The organism is Providencia sp. PROV032, assembly GCF_028484875.1.
In the GTDB taxonomy this organism is placed as follows: domain Bacteria; phylum Pseudomonadota; class Gammaproteobacteria; order Enterobacterales; family Enterobacteriaceae; genus Providencia; species Providencia rettgeri_E.
In genome coordinates this window covers 178,531-196,457 of sequence record NZ_JAMPSX010000005.1, presented here as the reverse complement: position 1 = coordinate 196,457, position 17,927 = coordinate 178,531, and the positions used below count along the sequence as shown (strand labels likewise).

The 17,927-nt window shown below is 41.6% G+C and carries 17 protein-coding genes and 1 tRNA gene; 6 read left to right on the top strand and 12 right to left on the bottom strand.

What is annotated here, in order from left to right:
- Window positions 1-6 precede the first annotated feature (6 nt).
- On the bottom strand, window positions 7-708 hold the full coding sequence (locus PSF42_RS05905) for a pirin family protein (RefSeq protein WP_125890398.1): 702 nt from the start codon (window positions 706-708) through the stop codon (window positions 7-9).
- 123 nt (window positions 709-831) lie between these two features.
- Between PSF42_RS05905 and PSF42_RS05900 the strand changes: the two genes are divergently transcribed.
- Window positions 832-1,725, top strand: a complete 894-nt coding sequence (locus PSF42_RS05900; protein WP_125890397.1) for a LysR family transcriptional regulator — start codon at window positions 832-834, stop codon at window positions 1,723-1,725.
- 298 nt (window positions 1,726-2,023) lie between these two features.
- Here the strand turns inward: PSF42_RS05900 and PSF42_RS05895 are convergent, their stop codons facing one another.
- From PSF42_RS05895 to PSF42_RS05875, 5 genes are all read right to left on the bottom strand, one after another.
- On the bottom strand, window positions 2,024-2,419 hold the full coding sequence (locus tag PSF42_RS05895; protein WP_272679625.1) for a DoxX family protein: 396 nt from the start codon (window positions 2,417-2,419) through the stop codon (window positions 2,024-2,026).
- Window positions 2,420-2,657: 238 nt separating this feature from the next.
- Window positions 2,658-2,957: a YqjK-like family protein gene (locus PSF42_RS05890; protein ID WP_125890395.1), complete on the bottom strand. Its 300-nt coding sequence runs from the start codon at window positions 2,955-2,957 to the stop codon at window positions 2,658-2,660.
- On the bottom strand, window positions 2,944-3,351 hold the full coding sequence (locus PSF42_RS05885) for a phage holin family protein (protein ID WP_248467047.1): 408 nt from the start codon (window positions 3,349-3,351) through the stop codon (window positions 2,944-2,946). Before PSF42_RS05885 ends, PSF42_RS05890 begins: the two co-directional genes overlap by 14 nt.
- A 6-nt stretch (window positions 3,352-3,357) precedes the next feature.
- On the bottom strand, window positions 3,358-3,663 hold the full coding sequence (locus PSF42_RS05880; protein WP_125890393.1) for a DUF883 family protein: 306 nt from the start codon (window positions 3,661-3,663) through the stop codon (window positions 3,358-3,360).
- Window positions 3,664-3,899: 236 nt separating this feature from the next.
- Entirely contained in the window at window positions 3,900-4,568 is a 669-nt protein-coding gene (locus tag PSF42_RS05875; RefSeq protein WP_125890392.1) for a DedA family protein, read from the bottom strand.
- A gap of 615 nt (window positions 4,569-5,183) precedes the next feature.
- On the opposite strand from PSF42_RS05875, the gene PSF42_RS05870 reads away from it, so the two are divergent.
- Window positions 5,184-6,143 (top strand): TerC family protein, encoded by a 960-nt coding sequence (locus PSF42_RS05870; protein ID WP_125890390.1) that lies wholly within the window; start codon window positions 5,184-5,186, stop codon window positions 6,141-6,143.
- Between the two features lie 263 nt (window positions 6,144-6,406).
- Window positions 6,407-7,660: a serine/threonine transporter SstT gene (sstT, locus tag PSF42_RS05865; protein WP_272679624.1), complete on the top strand. Its 1,254-nt coding sequence runs from the start codon at window positions 6,407-6,409 to the stop codon at window positions 7,658-7,660.
- A gap of 75 nt (window positions 7,661-7,735) precedes the next feature.
- Here sstT and PSF42_RS05860 read toward each other — a convergent pair whose 3' ends face one another.
- The 3 genes from PSF42_RS05860 to PSF42_RS05850 all read right to left on the bottom strand — a co-directional run bounded on the left by PSF42_RS05860 (window position 7,736) and on the right by PSF42_RS05850 (window position 11,376).
- On the bottom strand, window positions 7,736-8,296 hold the full coding sequence (locus tag PSF42_RS05860; protein WP_004258097.1) for a carbonate dehydratase: 561 nt from the start codon (window positions 8,294-8,296) through the stop codon (window positions 7,736-7,738).
- Window positions 8,286-9,203 carry a GTP cyclohydrolase FolE2 gene (folE2, locus tag PSF42_RS05855; RefSeq protein WP_004258092.1) on the bottom strand — a complete coding sequence of 306 codons (918 nt, stop codon included), beginning with the start codon at window positions 9,201-9,203 and terminating at the stop codon, window positions 8,286-8,288. Before folE2 ends, PSF42_RS05860 begins: the two co-directional genes overlap by 11 nt.
- A 151-nt stretch (window positions 9,204-9,354) precedes the next feature.
- Window positions 9,355-11,376 (bottom strand): NADPH-dependent 2,4-dienoyl-CoA reductase, encoded by a 2,022-nt coding sequence (locus PSF42_RS05850; RefSeq protein ID WP_272679623.1) that lies wholly within the window; start codon window positions 11,374-11,376, stop codon window positions 9,355-9,357.
- A gap of 222 nt (window positions 11,377-11,598) precedes the next feature.
- Between PSF42_RS05850 and PSF42_RS05845 the strand changes: the two genes are divergently transcribed.
- Window positions 11,599-12,195, top strand: coding sequence for a GNAT family N-acetyltransferase (locus PSF42_RS05845; protein WP_272679651.1), 597 nt, complete (start codon window positions 11,599-11,601; stop codon window positions 12,193-12,195).
- Window positions 12,196-12,240: 45 nt separating this feature from the next.
- Here PSF42_RS05845 and PSF42_RS05840 read toward each other — a convergent pair whose 3' ends face one another.
- On the bottom strand, window positions 12,241-13,314 hold the full coding sequence (locus PSF42_RS05840) for an NAD(P)H-dependent amine dehydrogenase family protein (RefSeq protein ID WP_125890387.1): 1,074 nt from the start codon (window positions 13,312-13,314) through the stop codon (window positions 12,241-12,243).
- 359 nt (window positions 13,315-13,673) lie between these two features.
- On the opposite strand from PSF42_RS05840, the gene PSF42_RS05835 reads away from it, so the two are divergent.
- A tRNA-Ile gene (locus PSF42_RS05835) sits at window positions 13,674-13,750 on the top strand.
- A gap of 401 nt (window positions 13,751-14,151) precedes the next feature.
- The gene (locus PSF42_RS05830; protein WP_272679622.1) at window positions 14,152-14,646 is read left to right on the top strand and encodes a nucleoside deaminase; all 495 of its coding nucleotides are present in this window, start codon (window positions 14,152-14,154) and stop codon (window positions 14,644-14,646) included.
- Window positions 14,647-14,766: 120 nt separating this feature from the next.
- Here the strand turns inward: PSF42_RS05830 and PSF42_RS05825 are convergent, their stop codons facing one another.
- Window positions 14,767-16,410 carry a thiamine pyrophosphate-binding protein gene (locus tag PSF42_RS05825; protein ID WP_272679621.1) on the bottom strand — a complete coding sequence of 548 codons (1,644 nt, stop codon included), beginning with the start codon at window positions 16,408-16,410 and terminating at the stop codon, window positions 14,767-14,769.
- A 41-nt stretch (window positions 16,411-16,451) separates the two neighbouring features.
- A complete protein-coding gene (locus PSF42_RS05820) occupies window positions 16,452-17,921 on the bottom strand; it encodes an aldehyde dehydrogenase (protein ID WP_272679620.1) in 1,470 nt (489 codons plus the stop codon).
- Window positions 17,922-17,927 lie beyond the last annotated feature (6 nt).

Below are 17,927 nucleotides of genomic sequence, written 5' to 3'. Positions count from 1 at the left end.
TGGTTTTTATTCCCCAAGGTCGATTAATAGACCTCTAAACGGTTTATCTGCACTAATAATGACTTGATTATCGTCTTGGATAAACGCCCCGTCATTGCAATTCATTCCTAACTGCTCGCCTTTTGGTGTACGCAATGTAGCTCCACCATGTATAGATTGAAGGAATGAGTTTCTTCCTTTTAGCGTTATCACTAATGATTCATTGGCTGCCAAATGAATTTGGGTGATCCAAATTTGTTGACGTAATTGAATACTTTGTTGCTCCCCGTCAGGAGATGCGATCAGTCTGTTCTCATTTTCATTAATGGTTATTTTTTGCAAAGGTAACGATTCTAGCTGTGGGCAAGCATTGAGCCAGAGCTGTAAACGTGTTAGCGGTGTTTTTGGGCACACATTTTGTTCACTGTAACTGAGATCTGGGCGCGGTGAAAAACGCACACATTCCCCTTCATTCGCTTGGATAGTATTACCTGAGCTATCACGATACTCCGCATGCCCTTTTAATATGATATTTAAGATATCGACATGTGGGTAGGTTCTTGGCTGTAATGCATTTTGTGGCGCGATAACTTCTTGATTTAGCACTCTGAGTGTTTTAAAACCCATAAAGTCTGGGTCAAAATAATGGCCAAATGAAAAGGAATAACGCGCTTGTAGCCAACCATAATCAGCTTTGCCGCAATGATTAGCGGGTCTCAGTATCATCATAATGGTTACCCCCCATCAAAAATAAATAAGTTAATAATCTATTGTTATAATAAATAGCTGGACGTTGAATTGTTAGCCAGTTAATCTGTTTCCCTTGTTCAAATTTCCTGAAAGAGAAGCTTCATGAGTAAAGAGAGAGCATTAACGCTTGAATCATTAAGAGTTATGGATGCAATCGATCGCCGTGGTAGTTTTGCTGCAGCCGCTGAAGAGTTGGGGAGAGTCCCTTCTGCGCTGAGCTATACCATGCAAAAATTAGAAGAAGAGCTTGATGTCATTTTATTTGACCGTTCAGGGCATAGAACTAAGTTTACTAATGTCGGTAGGATGCTACTTGATAGAGGTCGGATCCTACTTGAAGCCGCTGATAAGCTAACATCTGACGCAGAGGCCCTTGCCAAAGGATGGGAAACGCATTTAACCATCGTGTGCGAAGCGCTAGTTCCTGCTCATTCTCTTTTTCCGCTGGTGGAACGATTGGCGGAAAAGTCAGAAACCCAGTTATCTTTGATTACTGAGGTCTTAGCGGGGGCATGGGAGCGACTTGAAAGCGGTAAAGCGGATATCGTGATTGCCCCTGATATGCATTTCCGGTCATCTTCAGAGATTAACTCTAAATCGTTATATACCATTAACCATATTTACGTAGCGAGTCCAGATCATCCCATCCATCAAGAGCCTGAACCGTTATCTGATGCGACTCGAGTGAAGTACCGTGGGATCGCCGTGGCTGATACCGCACGTGAGCGACCCGTGATAACGGTGCAGTTGTTGGATAAGCAGCAACGATTAACGGTGTCGACGATTGAAGATAAACACAATGCGTTATTGGCAGGCCTGGGTGTTGCGACAATGCCGTACCCCATAGTTGAACAAGATATTCGTGAAGGGCGTTTGAAGGTGGTTGGTGCAGAGTATAGCCATGAGACGAATATTATTATGGCGTGGCGTAGAGATAGTATGGGGGAGGCTAAGTCGTGGTGTCTCCGAGAGATCCCAAAATTATTTAGAGTGTAAACTCGTTATATTTTGAGCGGTAGGGGTGTTGGCTTCATTGAGTCACCCGAGTCACATACTTATGTATGCTCACGGGATGACTCAATTTGCCACCTACCTACAACTCAAACTATTTAGAGTTTACGAGTGTGTTTGATTATGCAGCTCCTAAAACAATAACTGAAAATGCCCCATCTAAGTGATTTTCTCTTCAACTGATTCAATACCTTTATTTTAGACAAAAAAATACCTCCCGAAGGAGGTATAAATTGGACGGATAAATGAAACTAAATCAATAAGGGTGATAATGAAATCGGAGTTACCATTTTTTATTTAATAAATGGTCAATACTAAATTTCCCTGGGCCGGTTACTGCTAATAGTAAGAAACCGCCTGCGATAGTAAAGTTCTTCATAAACATTAAACTATTTGGTGCAACGCTAAAGTCGATATGGAACAGTAGCGCCGTTAATACGGTAAAGCCTGCAGTAAATAGGGCTACAGTTCGTGTTAAGAAACCAAATAGAATGGCTAAGCCGCCACCAAATTCTAATAAAATGGTTAAAGGTAATAAAAAGCCTGGAACACCCATCGCTTGCATGTATTGTTGTGTTCCTGCGTATGCATCTCCCAATTTTCCATACCCAGCGACAATGAACAGAACCGGCATCATAATGCGAGCTAACAATATCGCACCATTTTCTAAATTTTTCATTGAAATTCTCCAGACTAATAAGCCATTAAATATAATTTTTTTGTGATATATATCGATTTGTAGTGTTGTTTTCAGCACAAATAGGTAAGAAAACATTTGATGGGCTTATAGTAGTCATTTGCTTATTCAATAAAAAGCAAAGCTTATTAACAATGATGGTCAAAAAAATTGAATGTAGATGGAGAGGGAACTAGCTAAAGTGAAGAGGTTTAATTTAACATATTGATTTTAATTGAAACTATTTCTTTCCTGCATTGATCGTACTTTGAATTGTTCTTGCTATGCCCCACATCGTGAAGGCTTTTTTCCCTAATTGGAGTATGCGCTGTGGTCTTTTCAGTGAATAAATTGAAAGCAGGCCTGTTGCCGCAATAAATAAAGGGCGGAAGGTAACCAAGGTTTTCCATGTACGGTCATAAGGGGCCGTCACATGAAGCCAATCTTCAGAACTTGCAGCAAGGTCGTTCCGTTGCTGCTCAATTCTGTTGAGTAATCGCTGTTTTTTTGCGGCAAGTAATTGGCGTCTATTTTTGGTCATTATCCTTACCTGCTAATGCACTTGCATCTTGGCTTAGTTGCTCCCGCGTGGAGCTCAATAAGGTAGATTGTTTCGCTTTTTTGAGAGCCCAAATGGCGAAGGCAATGGCGAGTAGAACCAAGCACCCTGTTGTAATAGCCAGTGCTTGATAGCGGTAAACAGGGTCTACAGACCAAAAAATGAGTCCAATTAGACACATTAGGCCAAAAGCAGTAAAAAGAAGCGCTAGCCCAACTAACAACAGCAACTGGATAAAATTAACTTTTTCTTCTTCGAGCTCAACGGCAATGAGCTGAAGGCGAGTTTCAACGATATTAACGGTGATACTGGCAATGCGTTGCAGTATTTCAAGGACCCCTTTACCGGGGCCCTGACGTTGTTGATTTTGTTCCATAAGCAATTAACGTTTCGCGAGAAGTACGCCAAGAACCACACCAACCGCAGCACCGATACCGATACCAGTCCATGGGTTTTCTTTGACATAGTTGTCTGCACGACCCGCAATTTCTTTTGTTTGTTCAGTGATCCTTTCAGTCGTTTGACCGAGTTTAGCGCGAGATGAGCAAAGTGCATCTTTCGCTTTGGATTTCAAGCTTTCAATCTCTTCTTTCGATTTCTCGCCCGTATCATTCAATACGGCTTCAAGAGAGTCAGCTAACGCTTTGAGTTCTGCGCGTAGGTCTTCTGATGAATGACTTGATGACATATAGAACCTCCTATCAATAGAAAAGAAACTTTACTGTATTAACAATAACCGTTTTTACATTAAGTGCAATGACTTATTCAATAATAAATGGTGGGTTCAGAAAAAATGTAAAAAATAGTATTAAGGTAAATATTTTTATTTTCAGTGAATTAGCTTTATCGTGATGAACCGAAACATTGAGAGGTAAAATTAAGTAAAAATGAAAATGCGAGAACAGGGCGTTCTCGCATGGAGGATTAATTTGCTTTTTTACTTGAAAACTTTTTCTTGACGACAACGGCAATGCTACCAATTAGGCCAAGGATCAGTAGCCCTACAGGGATCAACATCAATATATTCATAATATGATGTTCATATTGTAGGAAAATCGGGCTTTTACCAAAGCCATAACCAATCGCAGTCAAAATTAACACCCACAGTAAGCCACTTAACCAATTAAATACTTGGAAACGACCATTTTGCAAGCCTGCAAGCCCTGCAATAGTTGGAAGTAGGGTTCTGACAAACGCTAAAAAACGGCCAATGAGTAGTGCAGCGAGGCCATGACGGTGGAATAAACCATAAGCGCGTTGGTGGTAGTGTTCAGGTAGGTGCTCAAGCCAGCCTTTAACAATTCGTGTGTTCCCCAGCCATCGGCCTTGTATATAACCTACCCAGCAGCCTAAACTAGCACCAGCGGTTAAAATTACGATAGTGAGCGGATAACTTAATGTGCCTTTAGCAATGAGTACACCAACTAAAATCAATAAGCTATCGCCAGGTAAAAACGCTGCAGGCAATACCCCGTTTTCAAGAAACAAGATAGCAAACAGCATGAAGTAAATCGACCACACTAACGCAGGGTTAGATAGGGTGACATAATCTTGGTGCCAAAGGGCGAAAAAAAGTTCTCTAACTAATTCCATTAATGTTTCCTAAACGGCAATAACAACAACAAACTTGTTGTTGGGCAGGGAGAAATGGATTAAGTGAATGCCAAAGTGAAAGTAGTGTTTCCTCAGGCTGTTAGTGTAAAGCACGCTCACTTTAACAAAACAGAAAATAACTAAACAGCAAATTTTAAGCTTATTTTTAGAATTCATTTAAGTTTTGGCTTATTTTTACAATTTATCGTGTGGTATGTAACGATGTAAAGTGCTTAAAAACGGCATTTAACCTGTTTTTTTACGTAAGGTATACTAAATATACTGGTTAATTTATCTTTTAATGTAAGAAAATAACGATAAAACAATAACGGCTAATTATTGCATTTTAAGACTATTTACCGTATCTTATCGCCATAGCAAAGGGGAGTAACTTCTTCTTGTCGGTTTATCGTCATTACGGTGTACACATTACACCCGGTAGCCGAGCACCACAGTTCCCTATTTTCTGGGTGTTTGTGTTGTAAGTGAGACCTTGCCAGAAGGCGAGGTTTGCTCATAATTTACAACCTAAAGAAATCACTTGTGGTTAACGAATTTTAAGCGGCTGATGTCTTCTGGATATCAGCCGTTTTTTGTTTTTTAAGGGAAAGGAAAATGCACTCAGTTGGTAACCCGATTTTATGGGGTAGTTTTGCCGTTATTATTTTACTTATGTTGCTCATTGATTTGTTCTGGCAAGGGAAACACAAGGGCCAAGCAATGTCGATGAAACAAGCTGCGGCTTGGAGTATTGTGTGGGTAACTCTTTCACTGCTCTTTGCAGCAGGCTTTTGGTGGTATCTTAATGAGAACGTGGGGCGTGAGTTTGCCGACAGCCAAACCATGGCGTTCTTAACGGGTTATTTATTGGAAAAAGCATTAGCTGTTGATAACGTATTCGTTTGGTTAATGTTATTTAGTTATTTCGCGATCCCAGCCAATTTACAACGTCGAGTGTTGGTCTATGGAGTATTAGGCGCTATCGTACTTCGTACGATTATGATTTTTGCAGGTAGTTGGTTAGTCACGCAATTTAGCTGGATTTTATATGTATTTGGCTTGTTCTTGCTATTTACGGGTTTGAAAATGGCTTTTGCTAAAGAAGATGATTCGCCAATTACCGATAAACCGTTAGTCAAATGGGTTCGTTCTCATTTACGTATGACAGATGAATTGCATGGTGAAAAATTCTTCATTAAACGTAATGGCGTTTTATTTGCGACCCCACTTATTTTAGTCCTGATCTTAGTTGAAATTAGTGATGTGATATTTGCAGTGGACAGCATACCCGCTATTTTTGCGGTAACAACTGACCCATTCATTGTTTTAACATCGAATTTATTTGCTATTTTAGGCCTACGTGCCATGTATTTCTTGTTGTCTGGAGTTGCTGAGAAATTCTCAATGTTAAAATACGGTTTAGCGGTGATTTTAAGCTTTATCGGTATAAAAATGCTATTGATTGATATTTTCCACATCCCAACACCAATTTCATTGGGCGTGATTGCGTCAATCTTAGTTATAACGCTGGTTATTAATGCCATTGTTAATAAACGTAATGAAGCAAAAAATTAATTTACCTTTTTCATTTTTTAAATCCTCTGCTGTGAAGCAGGGGATTTTTTTTAACCCTCTGAAAACACTCAACCATTTTAGTCATACCATTCTACTATAAGAAACAAAACTCTATTGAGATCACAGTTATGTAAAATGTTTGTTAAACAAAGTCAATCATTGTGTATATTTTGAATAATTGCCTTTTCAGGCGACTATTATTCCTTATACTTGCTGTGCAAACACATTTAATTCCTAATAAAGATAAATAATATAGGTCTATTATGGATACAAATAAAACAGGGTTATGGCGAGTTATTAGCCAAGGTAGTCTAGTCAAGCAGATACTGGTTGGCTTGATAGCAGGTATTTTGCTTGCATGGTTATGGCCATCTGCTGCAAAAAATGTCGGGTTGTTAGGGGATTTATTCGTTAGTGCATTAAAGGCTGTTGCGCCTGTATTAGTATGGGTGTTAGTGATGTCATCTATTGCTAACCACCGTCAAGGGCAAAAAACCAATATCAAACCTATACTGGTCTTGTATATTTTGGGAACATTTTTTGCCGCGGTTGTCGCCGTTATTGGTTCTTTTCTATTTCCATCAAATTTAGTGTTAGTGGTCGGTGATACACAGCTAAATCCACCGGGAAATATTGCTGAAGTGTTAAAAGGTTTGCTAATCAATATATTTTCGAACCCTATCGATGCACTGATTAAGGGCAATTATATTGGTATTTTAGCGTGGGCGATTGGGTTGGGTATTGCATTGCGCCATGCAAATGAAACCACAAAAAATTTAGTTCATGATTTTTCTAATGCAGTAACACAACTGGTACGTGTTGTGATCCGTTTAGCGCCTTTAGGGATTTTTGGCTTAGTTGCTTCTACTATCGCAACGACAGGTTTTTCAACCTTAAAAGGTTATATCCACGTTCTCGCTGTTTTAATTGGCTGTATGTTAGTCGTTGCTTTTATTGTTAACCCACTGATTGTTTATTGGAAAATGAAACGCAACCCATATCCATTAGTTTTAGCTTGCTTACGTGAAAGCGGGGTAACTGCATTCTTTACACGTAGTTCAGCAGCGAATATCCCTGTAAATATGGGGATGTGTCGTCGTATGAATTTACACGAAGATACCTATTCTGTTTCTATTCCATTAGGTGCAACCATCAATATGGCAGGCGCTGCGGTAACAATTACGGTATTGACGCTAGCCGCTGTGCACACTTTAGGTGTACCAGTGGATATCCCAACGGCACTATTATTAAGCGTGGTTGCTGCAGTATGCGCTTGTGGGGCATCTGGGGTTGCAGGTGGCTCACTGTTGCTGATCCCATTGGCTTGTAATATGTTTGGTATTTCAAATGAAATTGCGATGCAAGTGGTCGCGGTTGGGGTGATGATTGGCGTATTACAAGATTCAGCTGAGACAGCGCTTAACTCTTCAACCGATGTGTTATTTACTGCGGCTGTGTGCTTAGCGGAAGACGAAAAACTGGCTAACGCGGAAGCGCGGCTATCTCATCGTGATTAATTGTTAATTAAATATATTTTGAAAGGGCAGAGACAGCGAAAGTGAACTCTGCCCTTATTTTAGTGGGTTATTGAGTTAAAACTCATTACGTAAGCGGCGATAACCTTCGACTAACTGCACATTAGTTGCGGCAACTTCTTCTGAAAATTGCAAAGAGGCGCGGTCAACTTGCTTAAACTGAGATAAATCACTGTGGGCATTTACATGTACGCAGGATGGAATATATAAAGCAGGGGGTAGCGTTAAACCATCAACAACAGCGTTATAGCGAACAACACAGTTTTCCCCAATTTTGCAATTAAATAGAACGCTATTAAAACCAATAAATACTCGTGTAGCAATATTACAAGGGCCATGGACAATGGCACGATGTGCTATTGAAGTATGTGAGCCAATTTGTACTCCAGCCCCACTTTTAGAATGGATAACAACACCATCTTGAATATTTGAATGTGGGCCTATTACTATCGGTGACATATCCCCCTCTTCATTGAGCTCATCAGCTCGGATGACTGCATATGGGCCGATATACACGTAATCTTCAACAATGACTTTGCCACAAATAATTGCGGTAGGGTCGATATAGGCTTTTTCTGAAATAACAGGGGAGTGTCCTGATGGATTTTTACGCAGCATGAGTACTCCGTTTCCAGTGCGTGTGAACAACTGCATTATGTGCATGTAAACTTTCTTGATGCTCTATATTAATGTTCACTTCGTCATAGTGACATTGATGACGAAAAGCCATGACTAGTTTTCTCGCTGCATCTTCACAAAACATCAGGTTTTGGGCATTTGCGATAGCGAAAGCTTGTTCATCATTACGTTTAACAACAGTTTGTACAGGTGTTGAAAGCACGTTTTCAATTTGATTAATTAATTCAATGATGGGAAATATTTTATGATTAGCTTTCAACGCTATGGTTACCCATGCCCAGCTGCGTTGGCTATGTGGTGTAGCGGGTAACCCATTTTTAGCTAGCCAGTTGAAAACTTGAGTGGGATATAATGGTTGTGTCTCGTCCTCAAATTCAATAGCAAATTGTTGTTGAATCACTTGGGTACTGAGTGCCGTGGCACTAGGACATGTCGATGAATAAGGAACCCCAACTTTTAAACAGATAATAAATGATTTGTTGAAATTTGCATTTATTTCAAATGGATATGCTTTCCATCCATGCTGGTGAGAAACTAAAGAAGGGCGAGATAATAAAATATCGCCATAAAGTCGAAGAGATGACTTCGATGATACATGGCTATGGGATATTAAAATCTGCTCTAGAGCCTGTTGAATCAAATTGGGGGTTAGTTCATGCTGTGTGAGTCCATCTAAGGTCTGATACAGCCGGGACATGTGTATTCCTTTCTGTCCTTGTAAATCAGTACCGACATCAACAAGTGCGTTGATTGGACGACCCGCTATCTCAATAGGTAAAGCAATCCCTGTCATACCGACCCAGTCTAGCTTGATATTGCTATAAATATCATTTTCCTTTTGCGCATCCGGTAAAGATGAACAACGTAATTCAGTTGATACTGTCATAACCCCTCAGCCATTCTTAATTTACAAATAGTGGTTGTGTTATAACATAACAATTGTTTAGGGTGAAGAAAAAGAGGTATAAATATCAGTTAGGTTAAGGAGTGCAGTTCCCCCTCAGATAAAAGGCTCACCTTAGGGGGATATGAAGAGGCTAAATCTGATATGCGGTTTTCATCCCTTGCTCAATTGCTCGGCGTGCATCCAGTTCTGCGGCAACATCCGCACCGCCAATCACATGGGCGTTGATCCCGTGTTCTGCTAGTTGTGTTTTTAATGGGCAGTAAGGCTCTTGCCCTGCACACAAAATGACATTATCAACGGGCAGGCACTGTGTTTTATCTTGATAGCGAATATGGAGCCCTTCGTCATCAACTCGCATGTATTCCACGCCATTTAGCATTTGAACACCGCGTTTCATTAGTGATAAACGATGTACCCAACCGGTTGTTTTACCGAGGCCTGCTCCCACTTTACTGTTTTTCCGCTGTAATAAATACAATTGGCGAGCTGATGCTATCGGGGTTTTTTGTGGGGGAAATACACCACCTTTTGAATGGATCGAGGTATCAATATTCCACTCTTTATTAAATAGTGATGAATCTAAACTGCTACTTTTTCCTTCTTGGGTTAGCAGTTCAGCAACATCAAACCCAATCCCCCCAGCCCCAATAATGGCGGCACTTTTCCCTACTGAACGTTGTTTGGTGATGACATCGATATAAGAAATGACCTTATGATGGTCAATCCCTTCGAGCTGGATTTTTCGTGGGACGACGCCTGTTGCAATAATGACCTCATCAAATCCCGATAAACAGTCAACATCAGCTTGTTGTTCAAGGCGTACATCAACATTCAATAATTGTAATTGGCGGCAAAAGTAACGGATGGTTTCATGGAATTCTTCTTTGCCGGGTATCTGTTTAGCGAGGTTAAATTGACCACCTATATGGTTAGATTTTTCAAACAAAGTGACTCGGTGCCCACGCTTTGCCGCGTAAATTGCACAAGATAACCCAGCAGGCCCTGCGCCAACAATTGCGACAGATTTACTCTGTGGCGCTTTTTCATTGGGGTAATCCATTTCCCTAACGGCTTGTGGGTTAACCAAACAGCTGGCGAGCTTGCCACTAAAGATAAGGTCGAGACAGGCTTGATTACAGCCAATGCAGGTGTTGATTTCATCTGCTCGATTTTCTGCGGCTTTACGAACAAACGCTTCATCGGCAAGAAACGGCCGGGCCATTGAAACCATATCTGCTTGATGATTGGCAATAATATGTTCTGCAACAAAGGGGTCATTGATGCGATTTGTGGTTATCAGCGGAATATTCACTTTTCCCATTAATTTTTGCGTAACCCAACTAAATGCACTACGGGGAACTTGTGTTGCTATCGTCGGTACTCGAGCTTCGTGCCAACCAATACCGGTGTTGATCATACTGGCACCTACGTTTTCAATTTGTTTGGCAAGAAATTCAACCTCTTCCCATGTTGAGCCTTCTTCGACTAAATCCAACATGGAAAGTCGATAAATAATGATAAAGTTCTCCCCAACGGCTTCCCGTATTTGTCGCACGATTTCAATGGGAAAGCGAATTCGGTTTATGTAACTCCCACCCCATTCATCAGTTCTATGGTTGGTGCGCTTGGTAATGAATTGGTTAATTAAATAACCTTCGGAACCCATAATTTCAACACCATCATACCCAGCTTGCTGAGCTAGCTTGGCGGTTGTCACGAAATCATCAATCGTTTTTTCAACTTCACCAGTTGAGAGCTCTCGGGGGGCGAAAGGAATAATTTCTGCTTGAATTGAGCTTGGCGCAACTAATTTAGGGTGCAGCCCATAACGCCCTGCATGCAAGATTTGTAAGGCGATTTTACCATCTGCTTGATGGACAGCATCTGTGATTTGTCGATGAAATGAAAGCTGGTTTTTATCGTTTAATACCGCGCCATGAGCGGTAAGTGCCCCTTCTGGATTGGGGGCGATACCACCGGTAATGATGAGGCTGACACCATTTTCAGCGCGTAGGCGATAAAAATGTGCTAGCCGCTCACTGCCTTGTGGGTGCTCTTCAAGCCCAGTATGCATTGAGCCCATCAATATGCGATTTTTTAGGACGGTATGGCCTAAATCAAGTGGGGCAAAAAGGTGTGGGAAATTGCTCATTATTATACTCCCATTCGGGATTTTATTAACAGGTCAGATGAGTTAACTGTAGCCTAATGAAGGGATAATTTGGTAAAGATGTTAAAATTTTGTGATTTTTATCATATGTTTTCGGTTAAATAGCTGAGTGTCATAAAAAAATAGGTGTTTTTTGGTTTTTATGTCATAAAAAGAGATTAAAAAAGAGGCATACAGCATAAAGAACGATATGGGGAAACGATGATGAAAGAGATTTGCCAACCTATTATTTTAGAAGGTGAATACGTTCGCCTTGAACCTCTATCTCACCAATATGATGTCGAACTGGCAGATATTATTCGGCGAGATGGGCTGCATAATTTGTGGTATGCCTTAGTGCCTGAGCCTGAACATTTCTCACAAGATGTGGAAAAACGCCTGGAAAATTTCCAGAAAAAGGAATGCTTACCTTTTGTTGTGATCGATAAACGAAGCGATAAACCAGTTGGTATTACGTCTTATAACCGTGTAGACCATGCGGTAAGACGGGTTGAAATTGGCGCCACGTGGTATGGGGTGGAGGTGCAGCGTACCGCATTAAATACAGAGGCTAAATATTTGCTGTTAAAACATGCCTTTGAGGAATTAGACTGCGTTGCAGTGGAGTTTCGTACGCATTTTTTAAATAGCCAAAGTCGCCGTGCCATTGAACGTTTAGGGGCAAAACTCGATGGTGTCCTTCGCAATCATATGAAAACTAAAACGGGTGAACTGCGTGATAGCTGTATTTACAGTATCATCGAGTCAGAATGGCCAGCGATTAAGCGCCATTTAGAATGGCAAATGGTAAAGCCGCGCTAAAGTTAGGTGTCGGCAAAAAGCCCACCGAAAGGTGGGCAATGTTAGCTATAAATACTCATGCATTGGTTTGGTCATAAACACATTATTAGGCATTTTCTCTGTTGTGATATAGCCTGCGGGGCTATTAATCAGTGCAGGGATGCGGTTCACTAAATTTGCACAAGTTAATTCTACGGTTGCTGGGTTATTCACCTCAATTGAGGTGTCGGGTTCGCCAATTAACTGCCAGCTATTTTTATCACACTCATCCGCTGTTAAGATTTTCCCAATACACTCTGTTTCTAGGGTAATCCCTTCTGCGGTTTCGGTGATCACCACTGCAGATAAGCCTAAGACATCCCCTTTTTTAACAGTCATTTTGAGCGTTTCGGAGTAAATATCTTGCTGAGCAATTTGTGGCACACAGCGCTGAGTTTGGCTGGTGATCGTTAGCCCAAGGCGGCTACATAGCCAGCCGTTTTGGGTCCACATATACGGTGGTGCATATTCACCGCTTTCAATTTTTTGTGAAATCACTTCATAAGGTAAATCATTATAGTTGCCGATTTGTTTATCGAATTCATCAACGGTTAAGCCTGCACCATGGCCAATGGCTAAAGCAATACCGTAATCTTCAACGTTATAGCAGCTTGAACCTTTAATTTTCACCAATTTGTGCATGGAGCCTGCTAAGGTATCGATTAAGACACCCCAATACATATCAGGGTAACCACTGCCCGCCAGGGTACAGTTATTTTCTTTGGCTAATGCATCAAGCTTTTGTGTAATTTCAGGTGATGAATTCCATGGGTAAAGGGCTTCTTCTCCGGTTGAAATGGCGTTTACACCATGACGAGCAAATAGGGAGAATGCATCTTCTAAATCCGCCATGGTACTTAATGTGGCGATGATGCCAACATCAGGTTTTAATGCCGCGAGAGTTTTATCTGCTTCATGTAGCGGCTGGACTTTTACCCCTGTTGGCGTCGTTCCTGCAATTTCACCTATATCTTTGCCAATAACGGCTTCATTGATATCAAAAGCCGCCACAACTTCAGCACCATGCTCTTGCAAGTAACGGATCAAAAATTTACCCATTTTTCCGCAACCATATTGAACTGCACGTACTTTTTTCATCATTATTGTCCTATATGCGAATTATCTATAGACCATATTGTGAGATTTGAATGTAAAAAATATTGTTCTATATCAATTATTTGAATAAAGAATTTTTAATAAAATTGATTGCAATTATGATGTTGTTTTTATTGTTAATTTGATATTGGTAAGCGTTAAATATAGATAAAGTGCGAGAACGTGATTTAAATAAAAAATAGTAGGGCTCATTAAAATTGCAAAAAACGACGCTCGAATGATAGTAATTGCCCATGCTATCGCATTGAATTATAAGAAGGGTAACTAGGTTGAACACAATTTCATCATACGGTTTCGAAACACTAGACCTAAGCTAAAACTACACGTATAATCCTCTCCACTTTGGCCCCTTAGCTCAGTTGGTTAGAGCAGTCGACTCATAATCGATTGGTCACTGGTTCAAGTCCAGTAGGGGCCACCAAATTTTAGCTGTTAAATCAGCGCATTAAGCCACTTTTAACGAAGTGGCTTTTTTGTTTTTCTAAAACATATCACGCTAATGACTCCCCAAAATACTTTTGTAATTCATCTCAGCTTCTGATTTCTTGTTAATCCGCATATTTACTGGTTTTTTGAAATTATGTGAGGGATGTTGTAATCCTTTTGTGGCCTAAAAATTGAAATCATTTTTATATCTTTAAGCTTGATAACGTCTGTAGAACTCTAGTGTTAACAAGACATTGTGAAATGTTTTATACCTCCCAAATGTGCCAGAAAATTGAACAGGATCTCGTTATTTTGTATTAATACATCACTAAGCTTGATATAACCTATTTAGGTTATTTTAAAATTAAATTAATTTATGCATATAAGGGGGTGTATATGGAAAATAAGCTTAACAACAATGAGCAACAGAATGCGCTGGATATTCAGTTTATGACGCAGGCTTTAGCCTTAGCAACGGATGCTGCGAAAAATGGCAATGAACCCTTTGGTGCGGTATTAGTTAAAAACAACCAAGTCGTTATGACAGGTGAAAATCATATTCATACTGAAAGTGACCCAACCTATCATGCGGAGTTAGGCCTCATACGCCAGTATTGTTCTGAACATAAAGTCATGGATTTATCCGATTATACGCTGTATACCAGTTGTGAGCCGTGTTGTATGTGTTCCGGTGCAATGGTATGGAGCCAATTAGGTCGGATGGTTTATAGCCTTTCTCATGATGAACTTGCCGAGATTGCCGGTTTTAATATCATGCTGGGGAGTGATGAGATTTTTGCCAAAAGCCCCTTTAAACCTGAAGTGGTTAAAGGCATCTTAAAAGAGCAAGCGATTTCTATTTATACGCAATATTTTAAGCCAAATTTATAACCTTAGTCGGGTGATCTAGTCCCTAACTATAATAATTTAAAAAGCAGATGGCTTTAATCATTTATATCATTATCTATCAATGAAGTAGGGTGGCTAGTGCCACCCGTATTAGTTTGAAAGTTAAAATAATTTTTTCTGTGGCGGGCCTGAGAAATTCATTTTGCCAATGCTATTCATTAACACTTCAATGACAACAGGTTGCTTCAAATCGACAGCTTGGCGTAGTGTTGATTCGAAATCTGTAGCTTTATCTATCGTAAATGCCTGAATCCCCATAGATTGAGCTAGTTGGCTAAATGAAGGGGTGAGTAACTCATTATAGTATTGGCGGCCTGAGAAATATTTTTCTTGAATACCTCGCATTACGCCATAGCCCTGGTCATTCATAATAATCAGTACAATCGGCAGCTGCTCTTGTGCCATAGTGGCCAATTCACCGACGCCTAACATTAAGCCGCCATCCCCCACCAAGCCAATAACTGGCGTATTCGGGTTGGCTTTGGCACTACCTATCGCCATAGCAAGACCTAGCCCGATAGCTCCTGCTAATGAGTGGATATTATGCATGGGCTGAGTGGCTTTGAGTAATCGACTTCCCCACAAACTGCCTGATACGGTAATGTCTCGTACAAAAATACCGTCACTTGGTAAGACTTGCTCCACGGCATCACTGAGTTGGCTATAAGGGCCACATTGCTGTCGGAGTTGTTCTTCAGCCAGTCTTACGGCTTCTTGTACCTGTTTTTTCCACTGAGCAGATATAGGGCGGTTGGCCTGTTCGATTTTATCGGCAAGCGCTTCAAGTAAACTTTTACAATCTCCTGTTATATTTAGGTCAGCTAAGTAATTACGGTTAGCCGCTAACGGATTAATATCAATTTGAATAATTGGCTGAGGTAATGGTAATGACCAGGTTTTGGTTTCATTACTGCGTAAGCGGGAACCTGCGACCAAAGTTAAATCACACTCACGCATTAACGCATCAATCGAATCCGCGTTATGAAAAGCGCGCAAACTGAATGGATGCTCATCCGATAAAATGCCTCTACCATGAGTGCTGCTGATCACGGCGATACCTTGGTCAGCAAGGCGTTTCACAGCATCTTTTGCTTGTAGAGCACCTGCGCCAACCCATAATAGAGGCTGTGTAGCGTGTTGAAGTTTATCCCAAATGGCATTGACTAGCGATGTACAACAGTCAGGCAGCGTAGAAGGGGGAAGTGGCACACTGAGCACAGATAATGGCACTTGCGCACTTTGAATATCAATTGGAATTTCGATAGAGACAGGGCCGCAAGGTACTGTTTGGGCAACTTGAATGGCTTTATGTAGAGTGGCGACGGCTTGTTCGGGTGTATGAACACGAAAAGCTTGCTTAGAACTCGAACGTAAAAAGCCGAGTTGGTCATGGGTTTCATGAATAAACCCTGCGTCCATATCCAGATACGCTTTTTCAACTTGCCCAGTAATATGGATCATGGGGGAGCATGCATTCATAGCTTCAATCATTGAGCCAACAGCATTTCCAGCACCTGCGCCTGTACTGGTTAGTGCTACCCCTAAGCCACTAAAACGGCTATGTGCATCCGCCATGGTAACGGCTCCTGCCTCTCCACGACTTGGCGTAAAATCAATCAATTTTCGGCGCCCGATAGCATCTGCTATGGGTAAATTATGAATTGAAATAACCCCATAAACCGTTGTGACTTGGTATTGTTCGAGTGTTCTGGCGATAGCTTCGCCAACTGTAATCATTTCAGACATTATGTTTTCCTCAATGCAGCCATAATCCGGTGACGGATTTGCTATTCACACCAACGGTTTGGTTGTGGGTTAAGTGCCAGAAATAGGCTTTTTTGTTGCATATAGGCTTTGAGGCTTTCAAGGCCTTTTTCGCGGCCAATGCCACTTTCTTTAAAGCCGCCAAATGGCGTTGAAATAGAAAAAACTTTATAGGTGTTGACCCAAACGGTTCCGACATCAAGGGCATCCGCCAGTTTAAAGGCTCGAGTGTAGTCGCGAGTCCAAATACCCGCAGCCAGTCCATAAACAGAATCATTAGCTTGCTGAATTAAATCTTCTTCATCATCAAATGGCATGGCGACGAGCACTGGGCCGAAAATTTCCTCTTGGCAAACAACAGATTGGTTATCTAAGCCTTCAATAATCGTCGGTAAAAAGTAGTTGCCATCTTGAAGCGCTGGGTCAGTAGGTGCAGTTCCACCAATACGGATCTGCCCCCCTTGTTGGACTGCTTGCTCGACATAGTTTTTGACGTTGTCTCGGTGCGAAGGGGAAATTAATGGCCCCACGTGGACTCGTTCTTGTCTGGGGTCGCCGATGATCAAGTTTTGGGTCAATTGGGTTAATTTTTCCATAAAGGATGAGTAGATATCTTTAGCCACAAATAGGCGTGAACCCGCGATACAGGCTTGCCCCATTGAGCTAAAAATACCGTAGCAAACACCATGTGCGGCGACATTAAGGTCAGCGTCTGACAGCACGATAGTTGGGGATTTACCACCTAGTTCCAATGATGTGGTGATCAGTTTATCGGCCGCAATGTGAGCCAGTTGTCGTCCCGTATTGGTGCCACCTGTAAAGGAGATTTTTTTCACCAGAGGGTGGCGAACCAGTGCATCACCTACAATGGATCCTTTCCCTGGTAGTACGCTAAGTAAGCCGCTTGGCAAGCCCGCCTGCTCAAAGAGCTCAGCCAATTTTAATGACATTAATGGAGTGGCTTCAGCGGGTTTTAAAATGACTGCGTTACCTGCGGCAAGGGCCGGGGCAATTTTTTGCATATCACTGGCGATGGGCGAGTTCCATGGCGTGATCGCAGCGATCACCCCGATAGGTTGGTAAGTACTTATCGTCATTAAGTCGGGCTGGCGGCGAGGAGGAAGCTCCCCGCCGGAGATCTCACAAACAGCGGCAAAGTAACGTGCGGTGGCCGCTGCACTCATGACTAAACCACGCGCTTCTGCCCACGGTTTGCCGTTATCCAAAGTTTGTAATTGCGTTAAAGCTTCCCGCTGTTCGTCAATTAGTGTGCTAACTTTATATAAGATAGTGGCACGTTGATGTGCAGGCATATTGCGCCAAGTAGGCTCCCGCCACGCTTTATCTGCTGCGAGAACGGCCTCTTCAACATCGTCAAGGCTAGCACTGTTAAGGGTGGCAATCACTTGGTTATCTCCCGGAAAACGCGACTGCATTTCAGGCCCGCGGCCTTGCTGCCATTTACCGCCAACAAAAATATCCATTTTGTTCATTATTGG